The 11,362-nt window shown below is 64.9% G+C and carries 14 protein-coding genes and 1 pseudogene; 13 read left to right on the forward strand and 2 right to left on the reverse strand.

Going from position 1 to position 11,362, the window contains the following annotated elements; genetic code table 11:
- The 13 genes and pseudogenes from flgB to Q0R16_RS09685 form a co-directional block, all read left to right on the forward strand.
- A pseudogene (flgB, locus tag Q0R16_RS09625) lies at positions 1-131 on the forward strand (flagellar basal body rod protein FlgB); the annotation flags it as partial.
- 2 nt (positions 132-133) lie between these two features.
- A complete protein-coding gene (flgC, locus tag Q0R16_RS09630) occupies positions 134-556 on the forward strand; it encodes a flagellar basal body rod protein FlgC (RefSeq protein ID WP_295635633.1) in 423 nt (140 codons plus the stop codon).
- Positions 557-585: 29 nt separating this feature from the next.
- A complete protein-coding gene (locus tag Q0R16_RS09635; protein WP_295635635.1) occupies positions 586-915 on the forward strand; it encodes a flagellar hook capping FlgD N-terminal domain-containing protein in 330 nt (109 codons plus the stop codon).
- Positions 916-931: 16 nt separating this feature from the next.
- Complete coding sequence (locus Q0R16_RS09640) at positions 932-1,744, forward strand: flagellar hook-basal body complex protein (protein WP_295635637.1); 813 nt, start codon at positions 932-934, stop codon at positions 1,742-1,744.
- A complete protein-coding gene (gene flgF, locus Q0R16_RS09645) occupies positions 1,744-2,505 on the forward strand; it encodes a flagellar basal body rod protein FlgF (protein ID WP_295635639.1) in 762 nt (253 codons plus the stop codon). Before Q0R16_RS09640 ends, flgF begins: the two co-directional genes overlap by 1 nt.
- 14 nt (positions 2,506-2,519) lie before the next feature.
- Positions 2,520-3,308, forward strand: a complete 789-nt coding sequence (flgG, locus tag Q0R16_RS09650; RefSeq protein WP_295635641.1) for a flagellar basal-body rod protein FlgG — start codon at positions 2,520-2,522, stop codon at positions 3,306-3,308.
- The gene (locus Q0R16_RS09655) at positions 3,305-4,027 is read left to right on the forward strand and encodes a flagellar basal body L-ring protein FlgH (protein WP_295635643.1); all 723 of its coding nucleotides are present in this window, start codon (positions 3,305-3,307) and stop codon (positions 4,025-4,027) included. The genes flgG and Q0R16_RS09655 overlap by 4 nt, the downstream gene beginning before the upstream one ends.
- A 9-nt stretch (positions 4,028-4,036) precedes the next feature.
- The gene (locus tag Q0R16_RS09660; RefSeq protein ID WP_295635644.1) at positions 4,037-5,134 is read left to right on the forward strand and encodes a flagellar basal body P-ring protein FlgI; all 1,098 of its coding nucleotides are present in this window, start codon (positions 4,037-4,039) and stop codon (positions 5,132-5,134) included.
- Entirely contained in the window at positions 5,131-5,493 is a 363-nt protein-coding gene (locus tag Q0R16_RS09665; protein WP_295635646.1) for a rod-binding protein, read from the forward strand. The genes Q0R16_RS09660 and Q0R16_RS09665 overlap by 4 nt, the downstream gene beginning before the upstream one ends.
- A gap of 3 nt (positions 5,494-5,496) precedes the next feature.
- On the forward strand, positions 5,497-6,834 hold the full coding sequence (gene flgK, locus Q0R16_RS09670) for a flagellar hook-associated protein FlgK (RefSeq protein WP_295635648.1): 1,338 nt from the start codon (positions 5,497-5,499) through the stop codon (positions 6,832-6,834).
- Positions 6,835-6,838: 4 nt separating this feature from the next.
- Positions 6,839-7,768, forward strand: coding sequence for a flagellar biosynthesis protein FlgL (locus Q0R16_RS09675; RefSeq protein ID WP_295635650.1), 930 nt, complete (start codon positions 6,839-6,841; stop codon positions 7,766-7,768).
- Between the two features lie 75 nt (positions 7,769-7,843).
- Complete coding sequence (gene motA, locus Q0R16_RS09680) at positions 7,844-8,707, forward strand: flagellar motor stator protein MotA (protein WP_295635652.1); 864 nt, start codon at positions 7,844-7,846, stop codon at positions 8,705-8,707.
- 6 nt (positions 8,708-8,713) lie between these two features.
- Entirely contained in the window at positions 8,714-9,613 is a 900-nt protein-coding gene (locus Q0R16_RS09685; protein WP_295635654.1) for a flagellar motor protein MotB, read from the forward strand.
- A 235-nt stretch (positions 9,614-9,848) separates the two neighbouring features.
- On the opposite strand, the gene Q0R16_RS09690 is transcribed toward Q0R16_RS09685, so the two are convergent.
- Together Q0R16_RS09690 and Q0R16_RS09695 are read right to left on the reverse strand one after the other, a co-directional pair.
- The gene (locus tag Q0R16_RS09690; protein WP_295635655.1) at positions 9,849-10,103 is read right to left on the reverse strand and encodes a GlsB/YeaQ/YmgE family stress response membrane protein; all 255 of its coding nucleotides are present in this window, start codon (positions 10,101-10,103) and stop codon (positions 9,849-9,851) included.
- A 221-nt stretch (positions 10,104-10,324) separates the two neighbouring features.
- On the reverse strand, positions 10,325-11,149 hold the full coding sequence (locus Q0R16_RS09695; protein WP_295635657.1) for a flagellin: 825 nt from the start codon (positions 11,147-11,149) through the stop codon (positions 10,325-10,327).
- Positions 11,150-11,362 lie beyond the last annotated feature (213 nt).

The raw sequence follows: 11,362 nt of genomic DNA on the forward strand, positions 1-11,362 counted from the left end.
TCGACGGCAACACCGTCGAGATGGCCACCGAACAGACCGCCTTTGCCGAAAACGCGGTCGGCTATTCGGCCACTCTGTCGTTCATCAAGGACCGCGTCGGCACCACCATGCGCGCGTTGAAGGGCGAATAGCGATGGGCACCACCTCACCAAACGGCCCGCTCAGCGTGTTCGGCCAGGCGCAGCGCGCGATGTCTGCACAGTTGGTGCGGATGAACACCGCCGCTTCGAACCTGGCCAACGCAGGCACCGTATCGGGCAGCGAGAAGGACGCATATCGTCCGTTGCGCACGGTGTTTTCCGAACAGCTCGATGCCGCCACCGGCACCTCCACGGTCAAGGTCAACGGCGTCTACCGATCGAACGCCAACCCCGTCCGCCAGCACGAGCCCGACAACCCGCTGGCCGATGCCAACGGCGATGTCTGGGCAGCCCCGGTCGATGAAAGTGCCGAGATGGTCGAGATGATGGACAGCGCCCGCCAGTACCAGAACGTGGTCGAGGCGCTCCAGACATCGAAGCAGCTGATGCTCGACACGCTGCGAATGAAACCCTGACCCCTCTGATCGCGCGAAGGAAAACACCGATGACCACTGCCGTTTCCGCCACCAGTTCCGCCAGTCCGGCGACCACCGCCGCCGCCCCCAAGACCGGGTTTGCCTCGCTCGGCGCAGGCGATTTCATCAAGATGCTGTCGGCGCAGCTCCAGAACCAGGACCCGACCAAGCCCTCGGACAACACCGCGATGGTGGCGCAACTGGCGCAATTCACCTCGCTTTCGGCCACCACCAGCATGGGCAGCACGCTGACCCAGATCGCCGGCAAGCTCGATACGATGATCAGCGAGCTGGGCCAGGTCATCGCCGCCAGCCCGCCGGCTGCGGGACCTGCCGCCAACAGCACGCCCACCACCTGAACCTTCGGAGAAACCCATGTCCTTCTACACTTCGCTCAGCGGTCTCAAGAACGCGCAGACCGACATCAACGTCATCAGCCACAACATTGCCAATGCCGAGACCACCGGCTTCAAGAAATCGTCGGCGTCGTTCGCCGACGTCGTCGCCAGTTCGGTGTTGACCAACCCCAGCCTGACCGTGGGAATCGGATCGACCGTAAAAGCGATCACGCAGAACTTCTCGCTCGGCCCGATCACGCAGACCGGTTCCGCGCTAGACCTAACGATCAACGGCGACGGCTTCTTCACCGCCGTTTCGCCAAGTTCGGGCAACACGGTCTATACTCGCGCGGGCGGCTTCGAGATCGACGGCCAGGGCTTCATCGTCAACAAGTCGCTCAATCGGCTGACCGGCTTCCCGACATCGCCCACCGGCACGATCACATCGACCACCCCCGCCGCGATCCAGATTCCGCTGACCAATGCCGCGGGCGCGCAGTTCTCCGGCGTCAGCGTTTCGACGACGGGGGCGGTGAGCGCGGCGTACGCCGACGGCACGAACGCGGTCATCGGTGCGGTAGCGGTCGCCAACTTCACCACGCCGCAAGGGCTCAAGCAATTGGGATCGTCGAGCTGGGAATCGACCGGGCTATCGGGCGCGGCCACCTACAACGCGCCGGGCACCGGCCCCGCTGGACCGCTGCTATCGGGCGCGCTCGAACAATCGAACGTGGACCTGGGCGAGGAACTGGTCAGCCTGATCACCGCGCAAAGCTATTTCCAGGCCAATTCCAAGGCGATCGATACCTCGCAGCAGATCCTCCAGACCGTGATCCAGTTGCGCAACTAATGGATCACCTGATCTTCACCGCCTATTCGGGCATGAACGGATCGATGGTCCGCCAGCGCGTGATCGCCAGCAACATGGCCAACGCGCAGACCATCGGTTTCCGCGCCGAAACGCTCACCGCCACCCCCGTCACGCTCAAGGTCGGGCCCAATGGTGCACCCGCGCTCGAAGCGCGCGCGATGACCGATGGCGAGGTCCACGGCGCCAACATGGCCGAAGGCTCGCTCACCCAGACCGGTAACCCGCTCGACGTGGCGCTGTCGGGCGATGCGATGCTCAGCGTGCAGGGCGAGGACGGCACCGAGGCGTATACCCGCCGAGGTGACTTGTCGGTCAGCGCAGGCGGCGTGCTCCAGAACGGTGAAGGCCGCCCGGTGATCGGGTCTTCGGGCCCGATCAGCGTGCCGCCGGGATCGAAAGTCACGCTCAGCGCCGATGGCAGCGTCAACGTGGCGCAGATCGAAAACCCCGGCGCGCCGCCGCAAGTGATCGACCGGATCAAGCTGGCCAGCACCAACGGCAGCAAGATCGCCAAAGGCCTCGACGGGCTGTTCCGCGTGATCGGAGGCGGCAGCTTGCCCGCCAACGAGGACGCCAAGCTGCAAGTCGGCGCGCTCGAACAGTCGAACGTCAGCCCGTCCGACGTGCTGATCCAGATGGTCGAGGCGCAGCGGCTGTTCGACATCCGCACCAAGCTGGTCTCGACCGCCAAGGACATCGACGAACAGGGCCAGAGCCTGATGCGGCTTCCGGCCGGTTAAGAAGGAAAACACCCATGCCAAGTTCCGCCCTCCACGTCGCGCGCACCGGGCTCGAAGCCCAGGATACGCGGATGCGCGTGATCGCCAACAACCTCGCCAACGTCGGCACCACAGGCTTCAAGCGCGATCGCGCCAATTTCGCGACGCTCGCCTACCAGGACGCGCGCGTTGCCGGGCAGCAGTCCTCGACCGAGAGCGCTTACGCCACCGGGCTGAACCTGGGCACCGGCGTCCAGCTCCAGGGCACCAGCCGGATCGACACGCAGGGATCGTTGCAGACCACCAGCAACGCGCTCGACCTGGCGCTCGACGGCGATGGCTATTTCCAGGTCAACCTGCCCGGCGGGCAGGCCGCGTTCACCCGAGCGGGCAATTTCACTCGCTCGGCCGAGGGGCAACTGGTCACCTCGCAAGGCTATGCCGTCCAGCCGCCGATCACCGTGCCGGCGGGCGCGACCGCGATCACCGTGGCACCCGACGGTACGGTGTCCGCCACCGTCGATGGCAGCGGCAAGCCCACGCAATTGGGCCAGATCACCATTGCCAGCTTCACCAACCCGGCGGGATTGCAGGCGATCGGCGACAACTTCCTCAAGGAAACCGGCGCCAGCGGCGCACCGCAAGTCGGCCCTCCGGGCGAAGCCGGGCGCGGCAACATCAAGCAGGGCATGCTGGAGGCGAGCAACGTCAACGTGGTCGAGGAACTGGTCGACATGATCGAATGCCAGCGCGCTTACGAGATCAATTCGAAGATGGTCAGCGCGGTCGACGAAATGCTCAAGAACGCGAACCAGACGCTGTGAGCGGCAGCAAAATCCATCGGCCGCACCTGGTCAAGCATTCGCGGGCACTGCTCGGCGCAACCGCGCTGGTGTGGTTCAGCCTCATCGCGCTGTTGCTCGCGCCCGAACATGCCCATGCCAAGAAGCCGCCCGAAGGCTTTGCGGCGTCGATGCCGCCGGTCGCCGTGCCGCCCCCGGCCATTGCCGACGGCGCGATCTTCCATGTCGGCACCGGTTATGCCGCGTTGGTCGAAGGCAGCCGCGCGCGCCATGTGGGCGATCCGATCACCGTGCTGCTGGTCGAATCGACCTCCACCTCCAAGACCGCGGGCAGCAAGACCCAGAAAAGCGGCAGTTTCAACGTGATCCCGCCCACCGCCGGACCGCTCGGTTTCCTCAACCCCAACGCCCTTAATGCCTCGGGCGGATCGTCGTTCAACGGCACGGGCAATACCACCCAGACGTCGAGCCTGTCGGGTTCGGTGGCGGTGACCATTGCCGAAGTGCGCGCCAACGGAACCGTGCTGGTCAAAGGGGAAAAACGCTTGTTGCTCAGCCAGGGGCAGGAATGGGTGCAGCTTTCGGGGATCGTCCGCCTGGCCGATCTCGACGAGCAGAGCCGCATCTCGTCCGCCCAGATCGCCGATGCGCGGATCGAATATACCGGCAACGGTTCGGTCAACCGCGCGGCGAAAGAAGGCTGGCTGTCCAAGTTCTTCAACATTGTCAGCCCGTTCTGAGGATTACCGATGCACCGCCTCTTCTCCTCGATCCTCGTAGCGCTTGTCGCGCTGGCACCTGCTGCGGCACGCTCCGAGCGGGTGCGCGATCTCGGCGCTTTCCAGGGCGTGCGTGCCAACCAGCTCACCGGCTACGGCGTGGTCGTGGGCCTGGCGGGCAGCGGCGACGACAACCTCGAATACCTGACGCAAGCCATGAAGGGCGCCTCGGGCCGGCTCGGCCTGCAATTGCCGCCGGGCGTGGCGCCCGGCCTCAAGAACGCCGCCGCCGTTCTCATCACCGCCGAATTGCCCGCCTTCGCCAAGCCCGGCCAGCCGATCGACGTGACCGTATCCGCGATCGGCAAGGCCAAGAGCTTGCGCGGCGGCGCGCTGATCATGGCACCGCTTTATGGTGCCGACGGCCAGATCTACGCGATGGCGCAAGGCAACCTCGCGGTCGGTGGCCTGGGCATTTCGGCGCGCGATGGTTCGCAGCTCACGGTCAATATCCCCACCGTCGGCCGGATCGACAGTGGTGCCACGGTAGAGCGCGCGGTGTCGACCGGGTTCGATTCGGCCCCGCAACTGCACTGGAACCTGTTTGCATCGGATTTCCTCACCGCCGCGCGCGTGCGCGATGCGGTCAACCGCCGCTATCCCGGCATTGCCACCGTGCTCGATGGAGTGAGCCTGGCGTTTACCCTGCCCGCCTCCGCCAATGACCGCGCCAGCATGATGGCGGCGATCGAGATGATCGATGTCAGCCCGGCCGAAAGTGCCGCCAAGGTCATCGTCAACAGCCGCACCGGCACCGTGGTGATCAACGCCGCCGTGCGGCTGTCACCCGCCGCGATCAGCCACGGCAAGCTGACGATCAAGATCGACGAAAAGCCCAGGGTGTCGCAGCCCAATGCTTTCAGCGGCGGGCAGACCACGGTTACGCCGTCCAGCCAGATCTCGGTCGACGAAGGCGGCAATCACGTCGCGCTGTTCAAGCCGGGGGCGTCGCTCTCGTCGCTGGTCAACGCGCTCAACAAGCTTGGAGTCAGCCCGTCCGACCTCGTCGCCATTCTGGAGGCGTTGAAGCAGGCCGGTGCGCTGCGGGCGGAGATGGTGGTGATATGAGCCCCCCCATATCATTTTCCACCGTCGCGCCGGGTGCGGCCGTATCGCCTGTCGGTTCGCCGATGGGCGGTGCGGTCGCGCCCAAGCCCGTACCTTCGGCAACTCAGGCAAAATTGCACGCCACGGCGCAGAAGTTCGAGGCGATCTTCGTGCGCCAGATGCTCGCTTCGGCGCGCTCGGCGAACATGGGCGACACGCTGTTCAAAAGCCAGGCCAACGACACCTTCCGCCAGATGCAGGACGAACGCTTTGCCGACATCGCGGCCGCCAGGGGCTCGCTCGGGCTGGCGGCGATGATCGAGAAGCAACTATCGGCGCAAGTCGGGCTTGCTGCGCCAACTCCGCCGAAGGGGGGCTAAGCCGTGGCTTCCGATCTCATCGCCATTGCCTCCAGCGGCGCGCGGGCCGCCCGCGCGGCGCTGGACGTTTCGGCGCAGAACATCGCCAATGCCGCGACCCCGGGCTATGTCCGCCGGTCGATCGACCTGAGCGAGGTTGCCGGCACGCGCAACAGCACCACGCAAAGCGATGTCAGCCTGGCGGGCGTGCGCATCGCCGGGATCACGCGCAACGCCGATGCCTTCCGCCAGTCCGACGTGCGCCGCACCGGCAGCGACACCGCCCGCGCCGATACCGAATTGTCGGGGCTCACCCAGATCGAAAGCTCGGTCGAAAATTCAGGGATTTACGATGCGCTGACCGGGTTCGAGAGCGCGTTGCAGCAGCTCGGCCCCGATCCCACCAACGCCTCGCTGCGCTCCGCCGTGATCGAGCAGGGGCGCACGCTGGCGGGCGGCTTCCGCATCGCGGCGCAGGAACTGGTTTCGGTTGGCAAGGGTTTGCAATTCGATGCGCAAGCCGGCGTTTCACAAGTCAACGATATCGCCACGCAACTGGCGCTGACCAACGCGCGGATTGTCGCGGTGGGTGCAGGCACCAGCGACCAGACCGCGCTGGCCGATCAGCGCGACCAGTTGCTCGACAAGCTGAGCAAGCTGGGCGACGTTACCACCACCTTTGCCGCCAACGGCACCGTGCAAGTCCAGCTTGGCGGAAGCTCAGGGCCGAACCTGGTCGCGGGCGTGACCGCTTCAACCCTCACCGCCGCCACCAACCCGAATGGCACGCTGGCTTACGCGATCGGCGTAGCGCCGGTGTCGTTTTCGGGCGGCAGTCTCGCTGGCGCGAACCTCGCGCTGACCAAACTCGATACGGTGAGCAAGAGCCTCGACACGATCGCGGCCTCGATCATTTCGACCGTCAACACCGCGCAATCCAGCGGCGTCGCGCTCGATGGCACCGCCGGTCAGCCGCTGTTTACCGGCACCAATGCGCTGACGTTCGACATTGCCGCAGTCACCGGATCGGCCATTGCCACCGCTCCCGCCGGCGCCGGTGCCCAGAGCCGCAACGCCGGCAACCTGACCGCGCTCAAAACCGCGCTGACCGCCGCCGATCCTTCGGGCCAGACCAACGCGCTGCTGTTCGATGTTTCGGCCACGGTCGCTTCGAACACCACCACCCGCGATGCGCTGAAAACGATCAGCGACAACGCCAAGACCGCGCTGGCCGCGCAATCGGGGGTCAACCTCGATGACGAGGCAGTCAATCTCGTGCGCTACCAGCAGGCGTTCCAGGCCTCGGGCAAGGTGATCCAGGTGGCGCAGACGCTGTTCGAAACGCTGTTGAACCTGAGGTAAGGCCATGATTTCCTCCACCACCACGTCCGCGTTCTTCGATCGATCGACGCAGGACATCGGCGCGCTGCGGGCGCAGGCCAACACGCTGCAAGGCCAGATCAGCAGCGGGCAAAGGCTCGCCACCGCGTCGCAAGACCCGGTGGCGGCTGCACGCCTGCGCGAACTGACGCGCGCGCAGACGCTGAGCGCGATCGACACCACCGCCAGCAACCGCGCCAACGCCGATCTGACGCTGGCCGACACCACGCTGCAAAGCTTCGCCGACGCCGTCACGCAAGCGCAAGGCCTGGCCACCCAGGCCGCCAGCGCAGTCCTGAACACCAGCCAGCGCGCCTCGATCGGGGTGCAGCTTTCGCAGATCCACTCCCAACTCGTCAGCCTGGCCAATACCCGCGATGCCACCGGCAACGCGCTGTTCGGCGGCCAGGTGGCAGGAGGCGCCAGCGGCCAGGCGTACACGCTCGATGCCTCGGGCAATGCGAGCTACACCGGCGCGGCAACCGCAACGCAAGTCTCGCTCGGCGAAGGGCAGAGCGTGACCACCAGCCTGACCGGGCCAGAATTCCTCAGTTTCAACGTCGCCGGCGCGCCGACCGACTTGCTTGCCACGATCAAGACGCTTGCAGACGCGTTGCAGGCCGGTTCCGGCAACCCGCAAGCCGCTGCGCAATCGTCTTTGACCGCGCTGGGCAACGGGCTCGATGCGATCGCCAACGCGCAGACCGTAGTGGGGTCGCGGCTCGCGTTCGTCGATCTAGCCACGCAACACCGGCAGACGGTGGGCGATTTGCGCACCACCGAACAGAGTGATCTGGGCGGCACCAATATTGCCAGCACCGTGGTGCAGCTTCAGCAAACCTTGCTCGTGCTGTCGGCCAGCCAGGAAAGCTTCACCAAGCTGGCGAGCCTTAACCTGTTCGACAAGATCAATTAATTCGTGCGCCGCGCCGGGTGGAACCGGCGGTGGCGTTTCACGCTCGAGTCATTCCCAGGGGGGTAAGGGACGCTTATGTTTTCGATCGTCGGGATCATCATCCTTTTCGTCATGGTGTTCGGCGGCTTCGCCATCACCGGCGGTGCGCTCGGCCCGGTCATGGAGGCGATTCCGCACGAATTGCTGATCATCCTGGGTGCCGCCGCCGGGGCCACCGTCACCGGCAACTCGATGTTCGAGCTGAAGGGCATCGGCGGCGGTTTTGCCAAGGTTTTCAAGGGCCCCAAGCACAACAAGCAGGATCACATCGACGCAATCGTGCTGGTGTCCAAGCTGATGAAAACATTGCGTTCCGATGGCCCGGTCGCGCTCGAAAGCCATGTGACCGAGCCGGGCACTTCGCCGATCTTCGCCGAATATCCGCGCCTTCTTGCCAACAAGCCCCTGATTTCGCTGATCTGCGATACGCTGACGCTGATCGTGGTGTCTTCGGGCACGCTTGAAGTTCACGCGGTGGAAGAGGTCATGGACAACGCCATGAAAACCACCTTCCACGAAATGGCCGAACCGCAGCACGCGTTGCAGAACCTGGCCGACGCATTGCCCGCGCTGGGCATCGTCGCGGCGGTGCTCGGCATCGTCAAGACGATGGGCTCGATCGACAAGCCGCCTTCGGTGCTGGGCGGGATGATCGGATCGGCGCTGGTCGGTACGTTCATGGGCGTGCTGCTGGCTTACGGCGTGGTCGCGCCGATGGCGGGCCGGCTCAAGCAGGTGATCGACCAGGACGAAATGATCTTCCACGCGGTCAAGCAAGTGGTGATCGCCAGCCTTCACGGCTGGCCGCAACCGCTGGTGGTGGAAGGGGCGCGCTCGGGCCTGGGCCACGCATTCCGCCCCGGCCTGTCCGAACTGCTCGATGCGATGCGCGGAAAGTAATCCGCCATGGCCAAGGCCCCGCGCGGCAGACAAGACCCGCCGCCCACCCCGATCATCGTCAAAAAGGTCACCATCATCGCCGGCGGCCACCACGGCGGCGCGTGGAAGGTCGCCTATGCCGACTTCGTGACCGCGATGATGGCATTCTTCCTGCTGTTGTGGCTGCTGGGTGCGACCACCGAGAAACAGCGCAAGGGGCTGGCCGACTATTTCACCCCCACCCTGGTCAAGATGAAAGCGGGCTCGGCCGGCTCCAACGGCCTGCTGGGTGGTTCATCGATAACCGATGTGGACAATTACCCCAACCGCAAGGGCCAGACCGGCACCAAGTCACTGACCATTCCGCGCGATACGACGGGCGGACCCAAGGAAGGCGGCGCCGCGACCAGGCAGACCAACGCCAGCAAGCCCCAACCCCAGCAGCCGACGCCGCAGCAAAAGCTGGTGCAAAAGGTGATGCAGCGGCTTCAGGCCAGCGAACGGCTCCGCCGGCTGGCGCGGCAGGTCAAGATGGTCGACACCAGCGAAGGCACGCGGATCGACCTGGTCGATGATGCCGAATTCTCGATGTTCCGGCTGGGCACGACGCTGCTGACCCCCGATGCCAGTCAGTTGCTGGCGGCGATTGCGCAAGCGGTCGGCACCGATCCGGCCGAGATCACCATCCGCGGCCACACCGATGCGCTGCCGTGGAAACCGGGTGGCGACAACGGGATTTTGGGCGGGCCGAACAACTGGTCGCTTTCAGCCGGGCGGGCCGAATCCACGCGGCAGTCGCTGCTGCGCGCGGGCATTGCCGAAGGCCGCTTTCACCGGATCGAAGGCGTGGCCGACAAGGAACCGCTGATCAAGGACAACCCGCAAGACCCGCGCAACCGCCGGATTTCGATCGTGCTGATGAAGTAACCACCGATCCTGTCGCCGCAAGCACGGCGCGCGCGATCGACCCGACAGCCGGTCCGCAGCCGAAACGCTACCGACCGACGCGATCGAGGCGGCCAGGGCATTGCCCCGCTGACAGCAACAGCTTTGAATTGATTGCGCCGGAGCCGGTCCCCCCGTCTCCGGCGCAATCGTGTCTGGATCAGCGCCTGGACCAGAACTCGCGAACGAGCGGGTTTTGAAGCCTGCGCCGTGCTGTTCAGACCAGGTGCAGCAGGTTGTGCGCGATGAAGATCAGCGCGAGCGCGCCGCCGATCGAATAGATGAACCCGGCAGGATTGACTTGCCCGGCATCGTTCTTGTGGATCAGCTTGGCGACAAAGCCCGCGAAATACGAACCGGCGATGCCCAGGATGATCGTCGCGATCCAGCCCATCGACTGGTGGCCGGGATAGATCAGCCGGGCGATTGCTCCGACGACGAGGCCCACCAGGGCCATGATGATATATTGCATTGCGACTCCCTTTCGCAAACGTCCACGACGGTTGTCGCAGACGAACGCCCGCGACCGGTGTCGCGGGCGGGGCTGGGATACGGGAGGTCCCTTATCCGCAAAAGGGTAAATCGACCGGCGTCCGACACAAGCGCCAGACGCCAAGGAGCCCGACGATCCGGGGGGGAGGATCGCCGGGCTCACACCCGATGGAGGCGGGTGGTTCGGTTGGTCGGTTAAGCTTAACGCAGCAAGGAAAGCACGTTCTGGGCGCTCTGGTTGGCCTGCTGGATCATCGCGGTCGACGCCTGGCTGAGGATCTGCGCTTTGGCCATCTTGGTCGTTTCGGCCGAATAGTCGGTATCCATGATCCGCGACCGTGCGTCGGTCAGGTTCGTGGCGTTGTTGGTCAGGTTGTTGACCGCCGAGTTGAGCTGCGATTCCCCGGCACCCAGCCCGGCGTTGGTGGCAGACACGTCGGCCAGTGCAAGATCGACATTGGCGATCGTGGTCGTCGCCTTTGCCGCCGTGGTCACGTCGAGCGCGGTGGCGGAGGTATTGGTGCCGTCGATTGCCTTGCTGGTCAGTGTGATCGCGTCGGCCGAGTTGGCGCCGGCCTGGATCGAAAAAGTCTTGTCGGTGCCCGCCGTGGTGCTGAACAGCGCGTTGCCGTTGAACTTGGTGTTGGTCAGGACGCTGCCGATCTGCGTGGTCAGCGACGTCACTTCCTGCTGCATGTTGGTGCGGTCAGCGGCCTGGTAAGTACCCGATGACGACTGGACGGCCAGTTCACGAACGCGCTGCAACATGTTGGTGACTTCGTTGAGCGCGCCTTCACCGGTCTGTGCCAGCGAGATGCCGTCGTTCGCGTTGCGGATACCCTGGCTCATGCCGTTGATCTGCGATGTCATCGAGGTGGAGATGGCAAGGCCGGCAGCATCGTCCTTGGCGCTGTTGATGCGCTTGCCGGTCGACAGGCGTTCCATCGACTGGCCCTGCATCATCGTAGCCATGTTCGAAGCGTTGGCGGCCTTGGTGGCGTTGATGTTGGTGTTGATCACGGTCATGCTGAAATCTCCGCTTTGCGTTCGGGCTTGATTGCCCCGGCCTGAAAGGTCGTTCCCTTGAAGACCGCCGGCCAAACCAGGTTGGTTCGCGGCTGTCCCGGCAAAGAGCGGCAAAAGCGCGCCGGAATTAAGGGAGGGGCAGCGGCAAATTCGCGCAGTTACGTAGTTTAACTAGGTAAAGTGACGGGCATTAATCCTACCAAGGATTTGACG

The organism is Novosphingobium sp. (assembly GCF_025351285.1).
Lineage (GTDB): Bacteria > Pseudomonadota > Alphaproteobacteria > Sphingomonadales > Sphingomonadaceae > Novosphingobium.

Coding starts and splice junctions, on each gene's coding strand:
- Q0R16_RS09695 (WP_295635657.1), bottom strand. CDS start 11,149: ATGACCGTGATCAACACCAACATCAACGCCACCAAGGCCGCCAACGCT.
- Q0R16_RS09635 (WP_295635635.1), top strand. CDS start 586: ATGACCACTGCCGTTTCCGCCACCAGTTCCGCCAGTCCGGCGACCACC.
- flgG (WP_295635641.1), top strand. CDS start 2,520: ATGCCAAGTTCCGCCCTCCACGTCGCGCGCACCGGGCTCGAAGCCCAG.
- Q0R16_RS09685 (WP_295635654.1), top strand. CDS start 8,714: ATGGCCAAGGCCCCGCGCGGCAGACAAGACCCGCCGCCCACCCCGATC.
- Q0R16_RS09640 (WP_295635637.1), top strand. CDS start 932: ATGTCCTTCTACACTTCGCTCAGCGGTCTCAAGAACGCGCAGACCGAC.
- Q0R16_RS09675 (WP_295635650.1), top strand. CDS start 6,839: ATGATTTCCTCCACCACCACGTCCGCGTTCTTCGATCGATCGACGCAG.
- flgF (WP_295635639.1), top strand. CDS start 1,744: ATGGATCACCTGATCTTCACCGCCTATTCGGGCATGAACGGATCGATG.
- Q0R16_RS09665 (WP_295635646.1), top strand. CDS start 5,131: ATGAGCCCCCCCATATCATTTTCCACCGTCGCGCCGGGTGCGGCCGTA.
- flgC (WP_295635633.1), top strand. CDS start 134: ATGGGCACCACCTCACCAAACGGCCCGCTCAGCGTGTTCGGCCAGGCG.
- Q0R16_RS09660 (WP_295635644.1), top strand. CDS start 4,037: ATGCACCGCCTCTTCTCCTCGATCCTCGTAGCGCTTGTCGCGCTGGCA.
- motA (WP_295635652.1), top strand. CDS start 7,844: ATGTTTTCGATCGTCGGGATCATCATCCTTTTCGTCATGGTGTTCGGC.
- Q0R16_RS09690 (WP_295635655.1), bottom strand. CDS start 10,103: ATGCAATATATCATCATGGCCCTGGTGGGCCTCGTCGTCGGAGCAATC.